Genomic DNA, 13,449 nt, shown 5'->3' with positions numbered 1-13,449 from the left:
TCTGCCATAAATCTTGTGGGTTAGGCATCCTGCCTGCCAAAGAGATTCTTTTTTGCACCAGTCTAATAGACCTCTGCCATAAATCTTGTGGGTTAGGCATCCTGCAGGCCAAAGAGATTCTTTTTTGGAGAGATGTATTCCTCTTCTTGGCATTCTACCCTTGGGGAAGTCGCTACCCTTGTCTATGGCGTCTTGGCGGTTCATTTTCCAATTTAACCATTAGCCATTAGCCATTAGCAACTTCTCAACCGAACCATTAGGTTCGAGAAACGAAAACAAATGCTTATAGCGCAATCTCCCATCTTTATCTAACACAAACTGACCAGGTAAAGGCGCACCCAATGCCTGACCCACCTGATAATCGCGAAAAACTTTACAACTAGGGTCGCTCAACAAAGGCATTTTCAACCCCAAATCTTGGACAACTTTTTCGCTTTGTTGTTTATCCGTACTGGTAATCATCAAAACTTCTACCCCCCGACTCGTAAACTCCTCGTACTTTCGATTCAAATCTATAATGTGGGGGTAGCACAAAGGGCAATATTGTTTTTCTGTAAAAATGCGAGTAAAAGCCAGCACAACGGGTTGCTTACCTCGATAATCCGATAATTTAACCGACTGTCCGCGAGTAATATCTGGCAATTCAAAATCGGGCGTTCTTTCTCCCAACTTCAAACTATTCGTAGCCGGAATCGGCCAAAAATTGCGGAAAACCCGCTGATTTATTAAACCGCTAAAATCTGTCGAATTCAGCATAAGTAGGTAATCGGTGATGGGTAATAGGTAATGGGTAATTTTAGATTTTAGATTTTAGATTTTAGATTTTAGTTCAATCTGCAATCTGCCATCTTAAATTTGCAATTACCCTATTACCAATGAGCAATTACCTGTATTTATACAGCAGAGAAGTAAACTTTGGACTTGACTGGGTCGGGAGTCATAGTCTTGTCACCGGGTTGCCAACCAGCGGGACAAACTTCATCGGGGTGAGACTGAACGTATTGAATTGCCTTCAGGGTCCGCAGGGTTTCATCAACGCTGCGACCAAAGGACAAGTTATTGATCGTAGCATGTTGAATCATCCCTTCTTTGTCGATCAGAAACAGACCGCGCAAAGACACGCCTGCATCGGGGTCGAGGACGTTGTAAGCGGCGCTGATTTCTTTTTTGATATCGGAAACTAGGGGATAAACTACATCGCCCACACCGCCTTCTTTGCGGTCGGTTTGAATCCAGGCGAGGTGAGAAAATTCGCTGTCCACGGAGACGCCTAGGATTTCGGTGTTGATCGACTTGAATTCTTCGTAGCGATCGCTAAACGCTGTAATCTCGGTCGGGCAAACAAAGGTAAAATCAAGCGGATAGAAGAACAGCACTACGTACTTGCCGCGATAGTCCGACAGTTTAATTGTCTTGAATTCTTGATCGAGTACAGCCGTTGCAGTAAAGTCAGGTGCGGGTTGACCCACTCGCAGGCATCCTTCCGAACTGTAACTTAGGGGCATGAACTATTTCTCCTTGATGATTTTCCTTCTACTCGTGCGCTCCTTCCAGGTAAGGTAGTAAGGGCAGGTCTTCTAGCGGATTTCTGCGCTGCCAGCTTCTCCTGACCAAACTTACCCTTGGGCGCCAAGACCGATCATTTACGATCTGTTCCGACTATATCATACTCATAACGATTTTGAGTAATTCCGAGACTCTGGGATAGCAGCACAAGATAAAGATATGGATAATTTAGATACGCGGGAATGGTTACTCACAAACGGATTGGGCAGTTTTGCCAGCGGGACGGTATGCGATGCCCGTACTCGTACTTATCACGGGTGGTTAATTGCGGCACTTGAACCACCGAGTCAGCGGACGCTGTTGCTGTCGCATTTAGAAGCAAGTTTGGAAGTGGCGGGGCGAGTTTGGGGACTGGGAACGAATTTTTGGCAGAGTAATACGATTTCCCCGTTGGGTTATCAACAGCTGCGTTCTTTTACGATTGACCCAGTGCCAACTTGGGTTTGGAGTTGGGAAAATTGGCAACTGAAGCGGGAGTTGGTGATGCCTGATGGTTTGGGTAATCGGTCATGGGTAATGGGTAATGGGGGAGGCTGTGGAGACGCGGGGAGTGAAGAGGACGGGGACAAGGAACTGGAAGTAATTTCTTCCCCACCTTCGATCGCCAATCACCAATTACCAATTACCAATTCCATTTTGATCCGGTATCGTTACGATGGGGCTGACGCGGCTATATTAAGGCTGCGACCGTTAATCGGCGATCGCAATTTTCACCACCAGCAATCTGCGACACCAGAATGGCAATTTTCCCAATTAGTCAGGCAAGGGCAAGTTTGTCTGCAAGCAATTCGTCCGGGATGGGTGGGGACGCCTTGGCAATTGCGTTGGAGTCGGGGAGATTATCAACCGGAGGGGGTGTGGTATTGGGGATATCGCTATCCGGAAGAAACCCTGCGAGGGTTGGGCGATCGCGAAGACCTTTACAGTCCTGGTTATATAACCGTCACCCTACAACCGGGAGATACTGTCATCTTTGAAGCTAAAGTGGGATGGCCCGCACCCGAAGCTGTTTTGAGCGCAGAAGATTTTGAGCAGGCATTGCTGGCACAGCAGTCACCGGAAAACCAACCAACAACTGACGATGATATTTGGCGGCAATTGTTACGTGCTGGGGAGCAATTCATCGCCTACCGCGCTTCGATTAGCGGGCCGACAATCATAGCAGGCTATCCTTGGTTCAACGACTGGGGAAGGGATACTTTAATTGCCCTGCCTGGATTGGCAATCGTACCACAGCGCTTTTCCCTCGCCAAAGGCTTGCTGCAAACCTTCGGTCATTATTGCGATCGCGGATTGATTCCCAATGCATTTCCAGATGCGGGAGGCGAACCTTTCTATAACAGCATCGATGCTTCCCTATGGTGGATCGAAGTCTTGGGAATTTACTTGGAAGCAACCGGGGATTGGGATTTTTTAGTCGAGCAATATCCCACCGTGCGGCAAATTTATAAAGCTTTCTGCGGCGGGACGCTTTACAATATCCGCGTCGATGCCACCGACGGACTGCTGACTTGGGATGCTGCGGGTGTGGCGCTGACTTGGATGGATGTAGTGGTTGACGGTCATCCCATCACCCCCCGTTGCGGTAAAGCCGTGGAAATTAACGCGCTGTGGTATTCAGCCTTGTGTTGGGCAACCCAGTGGGCAGAAAGATTGTCAGCGCAGATGCCAGAAAAAGCCGAGAAGTTACAAGCTCAGCGCGAGCGCTACCTGATGCAAGCCCAGCAGGTACAGCAATCGCTGCAAAAATTCTGGAATCCCACCAGGCAATATTTCTACGATACGATTTCCCCAGATGACCAACCCGACCCCAGCATTCGCCCGAATGCAGTTTTGGCGCTGTCGCTTTCCCATTGCGGGTTCGATCCGGATCAAGCACGACGGGTTTTGCAGCTGGCAAGAGATCGCTTGCTCACTCCCTACGGTTTGCGATCCCTAGACCCCGCCGACCCTAAATACATCGGTCACTACGGTGGCAACCCCAAGCAGCGGGACAGCGCCTACCATCAAGGCACTGTTTGGAGTTGGTTGATCGGCGCGTTTATCGCTAGTTGGAAACGCTTCTACCAAGGCGAACCCGTTCCCTTTGATTGGCAACCTTTACTCGATCACTTCCAGCACCAAGCTTGTCTGGGTTCTGTTTCCGAAATCTTTGATGCCGATCCGCCCCACCTGCCCAAAGGCGCTTTTGCTCAAGCTTGGTCTGTCGCCGAACTGATTCGTCACTGGCGCAATTGATTTTACCATTGACCCAGTTGAAACCCACATTCCCCACCCTCAACTGTCACATTGAAGAGAATGAGAATCAAACTCTCTGGAGCAAGGGGGAAAGGTGAGCAGCGCTCCCTTTTCCTGCTTTAGATTTATGATCGCTATCATAAAGTTTTCAGAGAAATTCAGGGGGTTTAGGTGGATGACGTGGGTGGAATCTCAGCATCATCTGATGCTTCAGCTTGCCCCAACCCGAATGAAGCAACCTGGATGTGAGCGATCGCCCCTGCATAATGTTCCTCAATCACCTGAACCGATGTGCCACACCAGTCCGCAACCCTACGAGACGAAATTCCATCCTCCAAGCAAAGCGTAATGAAGGTATGCCGACAGTTATATTGAGGCAAGTATTCCTTCACCTTCCCCTGCTTCACCAACTGCTGAACAGTTGGTTTCCAAACCCGATTGAGAAAATTGTGGGTATCTAATTCCTTGCCGTTCTTAGCGGGAAAGACGAGGGAATCGGCTTTCCAGTTCTCCGGCTTGATGGCTTCAAGAATCGTTTGGAGTTCAGCGTTGATGGGAAAATACCGAGGTTTATTTGTTTTAGTCGTTTTCCTAATCCGAACATCCGTTGCCACAGCTTCACAAAAATGAATGCGGTTTTGCTCGATGTGCCTCCACCGGAGAGCGATCGCCTCCTCTGGTCTACAGCCCGTGTGAAACAGGAATTTGACATAGGGAGCATAGTAGGAGTGGGCAACCAAAGCGTATTTAGAGCAATAAGTGTTATCCTCAAACGCAGAAATAATTGATGCCACACAAGATCGGGAGAAGGGTTTGCGGGACACTCGGCTCGTTTTTTTGGTTTTAATTTCCTTGGCTAGCTGATTGAAAGCGTTCTCTGGGATCAACCGCTTCCTCATTGCCCAATTGCAGCAAGCACTCAGATGTTTGAGGGTTCGTTTTGCGACTTCCGCAGAATAATTTTTCAGTAGGTAGGTCTGAACATCGACGGCATCTTCCAGGAACTGCTTGGGGAATTTGCCAATCCGCTTCTCGATCTTTCCGTAGTCCCGGAGGATAGTTGTCTCCTCCAAATGCTGACGCTGAAACTCGGTGTACTGGTTCCATAATTCCAGCAGCGAGGTTTTGGGTGGCTCGTTAGTTGGGGTAGAAATTGGGGTAATGGTGCTTAATGCCGACTGTGGCTTGTACTTTTGCAGCGTCGGATCAAATTTTTCCTTGAAGATATCATCCTCAATCGCAGCAGCTTTCCGCTCTGCTACCTTACGGTTTGCGGGAGTGTCTGCTAGTCCCGTGGAGAGGTAGTGGCGTTTGCCTGCAACGGTAAAGACAAGCTGGATCCGATCGTGGGAAATCTTGAGACGAACAGAGCCTTTGGAGGCTTTACCGAAAAATTGGGTTTAAAGCCCCGTCCTTCTAGGACGGCTTGATAATTTTGGTAAACTTTATACACACTCCTCTTCAAACCTGAAATAATAATTTTGTGGTCAGGTTAATCAACCACATTAAAAACCCAGTACTCCCAGGAGTAACGCACCTGGAAAACTGAACATATAGGGTTCTGTTGGGAAAAGCACCAACAGGTAAAATGTTCATGCGCCAAGTACCAGAAAACCAAAGTTTAAGGGGTGAAACTGTACGGTAGGGCATACCGAAACAGGTCTCTGAAATGGGATGAAAGCTTGGGGAGAGAACCATCTCTGGCATAATTTAGGCAACTAGATTGTGGTAAGTGGACTCGTTGAACCAAGAATCCCCAAGGCTGTACGCCGGGGAGTGTCAACAGAGGAATTTTCAGAGTACATGGGGACTGTTTATAGTTCAATTGTACTAATTTTTACCTTAATTTTACCCCAATTTTTGCCCCAAACTGACCTAAAAACCCCCAAACCAAAAAGCTAGGATCTGGTCAAATCCTTGCTGAATGGGTGGTTTCTTCGATGGCTCAGGTCGGATTTGAACCAACGACCTTGGGCTTATGAGTCCCCTGCTCTGACCTACTGAGCTACTGAGCCAAGCTTTATTAGATTAGCACAAAACAAATAAAAACTGGAATAGCTGCACCTGGTTAAATCAAAAATTGGCAAGGGGTGAAATGGGTTTGGGGTGAGCTGAAGACTTTTGGTGTCTCCAGTCCCCAGTTCCCAGTCACCTTAAGGTTTTAGCGACGGCGGGGCAGGAAAGCCATTGGGTTGACTGCTCCGCGTCCGGGGGGATGGATCTCGAAGTGGAGGTGCGGCCCGGTGCTGAAGCCGGTGCTGCCCATGGCAGAAATATGCTGTCCTTGCTCGACGACTTGGCCTTCTTGCACGAAAATGCGGCTGTTGTGGCCGTAGCGAGTCAAGCTGCCATCGGCATGTCTGATATCGACCAGATTGCCGTAACCGCCAGAATTCCAGCGGGCGTAAACCACGACGCCGGGAGCGGCGGCGAAAATCGGCGTGCCAGTTGGAGCGGCAATATCGATTCCTCGGTGCATCCGTCCCCAACGACGACCATAACCAGAGGTGAGGACTCCCCGCGTCGGCCACATCAACCCATTCAAGTTTTGGGAGCCACCGGGCAGGTATTGATTCGGGTCGCCCAGGGGCGGTAGATCGGGAGACACCATTTGTCCCCTGGAAGGCTGGAAGGGTTGATAGGGTTCGGCTCCCAAGGGTGCGGTAGCAACCGTTGGTGGTTGGGTTCTGGGTAAAGTTGGAGTTTGAGGCAGGTTGGCTCGCTCGCTGGCGGCTCTTCTTTCAATTTCGGCTTGTAATGCCTGGTTATAACGGCGGGAATCGAACTCGGGATTGACGGGGGCAGCAGGTATGGGTGAGGGAGCGGGAGCGTTTGCTGTTTGGTGGCGGAAGCTTGCTTGCCCGTTGCGATACTGGTCGCGCAGTTGAGAAAGTTCTGCCCGCAGTCGTTCGATGTAGGGATTGTTTTGCTGTTTTGGTTTGGCGGCGATCGCGCTTCTATCTTCCGCGTCAGAGTACTTGGCTTCAGGTTCCCCTACTGCCAGTTGCTTAACTCCAGTACCGTTGAACTTTGGTGGGGCAAAATCTGTACCCAAGTTAGCGTCACCAGATGCTGCCAGAGGCACTGAAGCTTCATCTGACAATGGCACCGTCGGCCCTAAATTGCGATCGCGATCTGGGTCGATGACTAAACCTGGAACAACTGCCAGCGCCAGGGTTGAAGACGTTCTTTGCTTGGTTGGCACCGCCACGTTGGTGAGCCAAGATGCACTTGCAGGCAACTGCTGCCCCGGACGAATGTAGGCTGTTTCTCTGAGGTGGGCTCCCAAGTTTTGGGCGTTTGCTACTAGGGTAGTGCCGCCTTTCTCGGTTTGAGGAATTGCCAGTAATTGAGCAATTTGAAGCCGGTGCGGGTTGTCGATGTGATTTGCCTGAGCCAGCACCGTTGCTGTTACACCGTAATGCTGGGCGATGCCGCTGAGGGTGTCTCCCGGTTGTACTTGATAAACCGCGGTCATCGCTTCGGTTCCCGTTGGTTCGGGTACGACAACCTGGGGTAATGCTTCTACGCGAGCGTTTTGCTGTTCCCACTGTGGCTGTATGCCAGATATAACTGGTTCTGTTGCCGGTTCGGTAACGCTAGCACTTCCTAACGCCTCAACTTGCCCATCCACCACCTCTGCCGACTCTTGTTGTGAGGGGACAACGGGGTTGACATAGCTAGGAACGTAGGGTTGATATGGCTCGGTACTTTGAGCTGGTAAATTGGTAGACTCCTCAGACTTCCACTCCGCCAGACTGCTTCTTAAACGGTTCGATGAATCCCTCAAGCGGTCGATTGCAACTGTTTGCTTGGCTTTTAACAGGTCGTTAACCGGATTGGGAATTGTGGCTGCAACGCTTGCCGATGATTCTTGTGCCACTGACGGCTTGTAAGGAGAGGTAACTCTGCCGAGGCGCGCAGCGAAGCTATCCCTGCTAGCCGCATCGCTGCTGTAGCCGTTTGCTCTTTGCAAGATAGCCGGTGCGATGCCCAAGAGTGGATTCTCTGGAGCAGAAATCCCCTGACTCTTTTCCATCAACGCCGGTATTCTGGGAGCGGCTGCACTCGTTGCGCTCAAAGCTGGCAACTTCGTCTCGGCGGCGAAGGTTGGCTCAACCTGGTTCGTTTGAGTGTTTGACCCAATGGTTTGCCCTTCCCGATCCTGGTGTCCAATTGCCGGCTGTTTGGGCATGATCTCTGCTGCTGCCATGATGGGCTGCCCTTGTGTCTCGCCCACTGCTGGCGAGGTTGCAGGTGCGGGAACTGTTGATACCGGACTACCGTCTGTTGCTTCGGTAGCCATCGCACCTTCTCCCTGCTGTGGTAGCAACAGGCTAGACGCACCCACTGAAATGGCCAAGCCAATCATGGCAGCGCTTCTGCCCACCCGAAGATTGCCCTCGCTTGGCAATGACTTCAGGTTTTCCTCCGCTGCACGATCAAGGAAGGCACAGGCTGGAATTGGCTTAACCTTTTGCGTCAATACTCGTTTCAAAGAACGACCTCCTGTGATGACTAGCGCTTAACTTTCCCCGATTTATGCTGTCTAACTTACCAGTCTATGACTTGGATCCTTAGGAAAATTGATCCTGATCACTGACAGTAAATATTACTTAGGTCAGAGTACCCTGGTTTCTGAATTTAGACAAGATTACACAACTAGGCAATCTTTAAATAGCCTCTAGATCCAGCCAGAGCCTATTGTTTGGCTGCATTCGAGCCAACAACAGCCGCGCTCTTGCTAACGGGTCAGAAACAGTTCCCCAATCCTTTTGTAGCATTTTACACATATCCTTTCTTCCCAACCCCTTGGTTGCCGAAGAACGACTTGGGAAAAGAATATCTTTTTGCTGCGTGGGTGTAGGAACATCTTGCGTATCTAACAACCAGTGACTCGTGAGAGAACAGAAGCGACTTTAGGCCAATTTATCGGAAAACAACATCCGTAGAATTACGTATGCCCCAGATTGCAGTTGCTAATTGCCGTTGGCAGTAAAAAGCTAAAAAGCTTGATATTGCAACCTACTACATCCCGGCCTCGTTTTACTCAGGGTGGTTCAAAATGAATAATATCTATCAATCGAGGTGGGGCTGGCAACCGGGATCGCCATATAAATTTCTTATCATAGCGACAGCAGTCCCGGAGTAGATAACTGGATGCTGTTGAGGTAATTTTAGTAGAAAAATAGCCATTTCTCCCTCGTCTCTACAATCAAAGCGTCGCCTGTTTGATCTGGGGCTGGAAAAAAATTAGCCGGATACAATACAGGGAACTAACTTATTCTAAATAGCCGAGTTGCCGTCTCGCTTCAAATAAACCTGCTGCTACACTTACCGAGAGGTTCAAGCTGCGGACACCAGGCTGACTCATGGGAATATACACAGTTTCAGCGCAAGCTTTCAATACATCTGACGGGAGTCCCTCTGTTTCGCTACCAAATAGCAGCCAGTCATCGGGAAGAAATTGCAATTTTACATAACTGCATCGTCCAGAAGTGCTGAAACCGATCCAACGTCCGCCGCGTTGCTGATGAAATGCCTGAAAGTCTTGTAGGGAGGGGTGATAGCGCCAGTTAACATAAGGCCAATAGTCTAAACCAGCACGTTTGAGATAGCGATCGCTAATTTCAAAGCCCAGGGGCCCTACTAAATGTAACTCCGTGCGGGTGGCAGCGCAAGTACGGGCGATATTGCCAGTGTTTGGCGGAATTTGCGGGTTAATTAACACAATCTGCCCCATAAAATCTCGAAATTTCCTCAATTACACACAAAAGCGCCGGTGGCTAATCGCCTTCAGCATCCAAAAATCTACCTAAAGATAGAGGAAAAGTATATAATTTTCTAATATAACAATTAGGGATCGGATTGATTAAATATTTTGATGCGCCAAGGGGGATGGGGCTCAAGAGCAGGTGAGCAGGTGAGCAGGTGAGATGGGGAGATGGAGAGATGGGGAGATGGGGAGATGGGGAGATGGGGAGCTTCAGGAGAATGTACATTCAAATTCCCCTGGGCGCGTGGGTCCCTTTTTCCCACCTGCCCACCTGCCCGAATTAGGCCGCCAGCTGGCACAATTTATCTTCGAGTTCCATTTCCTGGACGAGCGCTCCTTTAATCGCTTGAATAATAATACTATGACAGTCTTCGCCGCTGGCGTGCAGTTTTAACCACTGTTGAGCGGTGTTGCCTTCCCGGAGTATTTTTTTCAGGGGTGACAGGAAGCAGCTAAAACCTTGTGCTTTGGCAATGGGCCAGACTTGGTGGTAAACTTCTTCAATCCAGTCGCGGGCGAGGAGGGTTCTGCCGTCTTGCCAGTGTTTGAGTTGGGCGTCGAGACTATTTCTGGCCGCAGCATCTTCGTTAGCATCGGTAATGGCGAGCAAATCTTCTGCGGAAAACTGGCTTTGTTTTAGGGGGTCTAAACTGCGATCGCTGATTAACTGTACCAGACGCGCTTCTAAAAATGCGGTGACGGCTAACAAGGCAATCGGGTCTACAATCAAATCGCAGATTCTCAATTCTAAACGATTGAGGTCATAAGGACGGCGGTTGCCATTCGGTCGCACCGATGACCAAAGGTGACGCACGTTTTGCATAGTCCCGGCGTCTAGTTGTTGCTCAGTCCACCGGATAAAATGGGCGTGGCTTTCAAATAAGGGGACGTGAGCAGGTGTTTTGGGGAAAACGCCCCAGCGATTCGAATGATATCCAGTAGCGCGACCATCGAGAAAGGGAGAAGAAGCACTGAGGGCGAGGAACAAGGGTGCTTCGACGCGGATGAGACGAATCGCGCGCATCAGTAATTCTGGGTCGTTGATGCCGATATTGATGTGGACGCTGGCGGTAACCACATTCGTGCCGTAGGTATTTTCGATGTAAGTGTGGTACGGATTGTTCGGGTCGGAACGGTAAAAGACATCGCTTCTACCCAAAGACAAAGAACTGCCTGGAATTAGGGTATAGTCTCCCAATCGCTTTAAGTAGGCGCGCAGTCGCTGTCTAGGACGCACCAAAGCACAGAGCAAACGATCGTAACAACACAGGGGTGCGGTGGTATATTCGACGTTGCGGCTATCTGGCTCGTATACAAATCCGTCCAAATCTGCCACAATCCGATCGGAGAGTCCGACTATTTCCCCTTGGGGGGTGCCGGTGTACATCTCAATTTCAAAGCCTTTCGATAGCAGCACGGTTTTGTCCTTTAATGGGTAATTGGTAATGGCGTTCCCAGGCGTAAGCCTGGGGAACGAGGGTAATGGGTAATTGGTAATGGGAATCCCACTACCTTCTGCCAAACTGTATCGAGAAAAACAATATCAATCCTCTGCCCATAGTTTGGCACTAAAGTCGGTATTGGCGATAGACCTCGCTGGCGGCACGATGAAGTAAAGAGTGGCGATAAACTAAGGAGTTCATATCGTCAGCATAGCCGCCGCCGATGACGCAGGCGACGGGATAACCTGCGGCGATGCAGGTAATCAAAACTTGCATCTCGCGGCGGAACAGTCCTCTGTCTGTGAGGGATAATTTACCCAAGCGATCGCCCACATGGGGGTCAACTCCTGCATCGTACAACACTAAATCTGGCTTGACTTTTGACAGCAAATCTGGTAGGTAATTTGCCAAAGTTTGCAGGTATTCATCGTCTTCCATTCCTTCTGTTAAAGGTACATCTAAATCGCTGTTTTGTTTGGTACCGGGAAAGTTGACTTGGCAGTGCATTGAGAAAGTGAAGACGCTTTCGTCGTTTTGGAAGATAAAGGCAGTACCGTCGCCTTGGTGTACGTCTAAATCGACGATGAGGATTTTTTGGACGAGGTTGAGATGTTGGAGCAGACGGGATGCGATCGCTAAATCGTTGAAAATACAAAAACCAGAACCATAACTGGGAAAAGCGTGATGGGTTCCACCGGCGGTATTGCAGGCTAAACCGCACTTTAGTGCCAGTTGCGCTGTCAATATTGTACCGCCAACGGCGACGCAGGTACGATTCGCCAGAGCGGGAGTCCAGGGTAAACCGATGCGTCGTTGCGCTTTAGGAGCGAGGGTTCCTTCGCAGTAAGCTTGGACGTATTCGGGAGTATGGACTAATTCTATCCATTCTTGCGGGGGACGTTTGGGGGTGTGGAATTGTTCGGGGTGGGCGACGCCATCTGATAGAAGTAATTCATAAAGTAGCCGAAATTTGGGCATGGGGAAGCGATGACCTTCCGGGAGGGGTGCGACGTAGTCGGGGTGGTAGATAATTGGCAAGTCCATCGGGTAATTTTGGATTGAATATGCGATCGCTGATTCCTTCAAGACTTACATTGAATAGGGTTAGCTCAGTCATAACAGCCAGCTACTACTGAATCTTTTTAATCAGGTCTAGCGCTTTTTGGTATTTTTCCATATCGCTTTGGTCAAGATATAAATTGGCAGCTTTTTGTAAATCATTAGTTGCTCCCAGCTTATCGCCCAAGAAGGAGCGGACAAGACCCCGATTGCCGTAAGCTTCGGCATACTTAGGATTAATCTTAATAGCTTGGTTAAAATCCTCCATTGCTCCCATCTGGTCGCCTATTGCGTAGCGGGACTTACCTCGCTCAAAGTAGGCTCTGACATAGTTAGGATCAATTCGCAGTGCTTGATTGTAATCCGCTATCGCTGCCTCATGGTTAGGGTGGCACAAAGCCCGGTTGAAGTAAGCATCAGCAAGGTTAGGATTAATCCGCAGCGCTTGGTTATAATCCTCTATGGCTCCTTCATCGTCGCCCAACATAGAGCGTGCATTACCCCGGTTACAGTAGGCTGCGTCAGATTTGGGATTAATCCTCAGTGCCCGGTCATAATCCTCAATTGCTCCCTGATAGTCTTTCAAGCCGTCCCGGGCAAGACCCCGATTATTGTAAGCTTTGTCAAGGTTAGGATTAATCTGCAAGGCTTGGTTATAATCCTCAATTGCTCCCTGATAGTCTTTCAAGGCGCCGCGAGCAAGACCCCGGTTGTTGTAGGCTTCATCAGAGTTAGGATTAATCCGCAGTACTTGGTTGCTATCTTCTATTGCTCCTTGATTGTTTCCTTGAAGGCGGTGACTCTCACCCCGGTTGAGGTAGGCTTTCTCAAGGTTGGGATTAATCGCTAGAGCTTGATTGTAATCTTCTATCGCTCCCCGATCGTCTTTCAAGGCCCAGCGGGCAAGTCCCCGGTTGTTGTAGGCTGCATCAGAGTTAGGATTAATCCGCAGTGCTTGGTTGCAATCTTCTATTGCTCCTGGCTGATCTCCTAAGTCATAGCGTACAATACCCCGATTGAGGTAAGCTACAGCAGAGTTGGGATTAATCCGCAGAGCCTGATTAAAATCTTCAATCGCTTCCTGCTGGTTTTTCAAGTTAAAGCGGGCAAGTCCCCGATGGATATAAGCTTCTGCAAAGTTGGGATTAATCTCCAAAGCTTGGTTGTAATCTTCTATGGCTCCCTGATAGTCTTGCAAGGCAGCACGGGCTTGCCCTCGATTTGTGTATACTTTTGCCAACTTGGGGTGAGTAACTGAAACATAATTTCTAGGTAAATCTGGGCAAATATCGGCATCATGCATAGATGTAGCCATCCTTGCGGTGAACAGGGTTGACAATGTAGCTAAGTTTGATTCCGATCCGTTTC

General features: G+C 49.4%; 9 protein-coding genes, 1 tRNA gene and 2 pseudogenes. 1 reads left to right on the top strand and 11 read right to left on the bottom strand.

Going from position 1 to position 13,449, the window contains the following annotated elements; translation table 11 throughout:
- Positions 1–219: 219 nt before the first annotated feature.
- Positions 220–756: a peroxiredoxin family protein gene (locus MiSe_RS42930; RefSeq protein ID WP_226592377.1), complete on the bottom strand. Its 537-nt coding sequence runs from the start codon at positions 754–756 to the stop codon at positions 220–222.
- A 137-nt stretch (positions 757–893) separates the two neighbouring features.
- Positions 894–1,505, bottom strand: a complete 612-nt coding sequence (locus tag MiSe_RS42925; protein ID WP_226592375.1) for a peroxiredoxin — start codon at positions 1,503–1,505, stop codon at positions 894–896.
- A 220-nt stretch (positions 1,506–1,725) separates the two neighbouring features.
- Here MiSe_RS42925 and MiSe_RS42920 point away from each other — a divergent pair, with 220 nt between their 5' ends.
- The gene (locus MiSe_RS42920; RefSeq protein ID WP_226592373.1) at positions 1,726–3,804 is read left to right on the top strand and encodes an amylo-alpha-1,6-glucosidase; all 2,079 of its coding nucleotides are present in this window, start codon (positions 1,726–1,728) and stop codon (positions 3,802–3,804) included.
- Between the two features lie 167 nt (positions 3,805–3,971).
- Here MiSe_RS42920 and MiSe_RS42915 read toward each other — a convergent pair.
- The 9 genes and pseudogenes from MiSe_RS42915 to MiSe_RS42875 all read right to left on the bottom strand — a co-directional run.
- A pseudogene (locus MiSe_RS42915) lies at positions 3,972–4,511 on the bottom strand (site-specific integrase); the annotation flags it as partial.
- Positions 4,512–4,647: 136 nt separating this feature from the next.
- Positions 4,648–4,911: a hypothetical protein gene (locus MiSe_RS42910; RefSeq protein WP_226592369.1), complete on the bottom strand. Its 264-nt coding sequence runs from the start codon at positions 4,909–4,911 to the stop codon at positions 4,648–4,650.
- An 80-nt stretch (positions 4,912–4,991) separates the two neighbouring features.
- Positions 4,992–5,165: pseudogene (locus tag MiSe_RS53345) on the bottom strand (Arm DNA-binding domain-containing protein); the annotation flags it as partial.
- Between the two features lie 580 nt (positions 5,166–5,745).
- Positions 5,746–5,819 (bottom strand) — tRNA-Met (locus tag MiSe_RS42900).
- 146 nt (positions 5,820–5,965) lie between these two features.
- A complete protein-coding gene (locus MiSe_RS42895; RefSeq protein ID WP_444980622.1) occupies positions 5,966–8,176 on the bottom strand; it encodes a peptidoglycan DD-metalloendopeptidase family protein in 2,211 nt (736 codons plus the stop codon).
- A 909-nt stretch (positions 8,177–9,085) separates the two neighbouring features.
- Complete coding sequence (locus tag MiSe_RS42890; protein WP_226592364.1) at positions 9,086–9,547, bottom strand: tRNA (cytidine(34)-2'-O)-methyltransferase; 462 nt, start codon at positions 9,545–9,547, stop codon at positions 9,086–9,088.
- A gap of 313 nt (positions 9,548–9,860) precedes the next feature.
- The gene (gshA, locus tag MiSe_RS42885) at positions 9,861–10,997 is read right to left on the bottom strand and encodes a glutamate--cysteine ligase (RefSeq protein ID WP_226592361.1); all 1,137 of its coding nucleotides are present in this window, start codon (positions 10,995–10,997) and stop codon (positions 9,861–9,863) included.
- A gap of 151 nt (positions 10,998–11,148) precedes the next feature.
- Positions 11,149–12,066, bottom strand: a complete 918-nt coding sequence (locus tag MiSe_RS42880) for a histone deacetylase family protein (RefSeq protein ID WP_226592379.1) — start codon at positions 12,064–12,066, stop codon at positions 11,149–11,151.
- An 85-nt stretch (positions 12,067–12,151) separates the two neighbouring features.
- A partial coding sequence (locus MiSe_RS42875) for a tetratricopeptide repeat protein (RefSeq protein ID WP_226592359.1) occupies positions 12,152–13,449 on the bottom strand: 1,298 nt, incomplete at its 5' end.

The sequence above is a fragment of the Microseira wollei NIES-4236 genome, from assembly GCF_020521235.1.
In the GTDB taxonomy this organism is placed as follows: Bacteria; Cyanobacteriota; Cyanobacteriia; order Cyanobacteriales; family Aerosakkonemataceae; genus Microseira; species Microseira wollei.
This window is presented reverse-complemented; position numbering and strand designations above follow the sequence as displayed.

Excerpts from the sequence above, each read along its gene's own strand:
- MiSe_RS42930 (WP_226592377.1), bottom strand. The coding sequence starts at position 756 with ATGCTGAATTCGACAGATTTTAGCGGTTTAATAAATCAGCGGGTTTTC.
- MiSe_RS42925 (WP_226592375.1), bottom strand. The coding sequence starts at position 1,505 with ATGCCCCTAAGTTACAGTTCGGAAGGATGCCTGCGAGTGGGTCAACCC.
- MiSe_RS42920 (WP_226592373.1), top strand. The coding sequence starts at position 1,726 with ATGGATAATTTAGATACGCGGGAATGGTTACTCACAAACGGATTGGGC.
- MiSe_RS42910 (WP_226592369.1), bottom strand. The coding sequence starts at position 4,911 with ATGGAACCAGTACACCGAGTTTCAGCGTCAGCATTTGGAGGAGACAAC.
- MiSe_RS42895 (WP_444980622.1), bottom strand. The coding sequence starts at position 8,176 with ATGATTGGCTTGGCCATTTCAGTGGGTGCGTCTAGCCTGTTGCTACCA.
- MiSe_RS42890 (WP_226592364.1), bottom strand. The coding sequence starts at position 9,547 with ATGGGGCAGATTGTGTTAATTAACCCGCAAATTCCGCCAAACACTGGC.
- MiSe_RS42880 (WP_226592379.1), bottom strand. The coding sequence starts at position 12,066 with ATGGACTTGCCAATTATCTACCACCCCGACTACGTCGCACCCCTCCCG.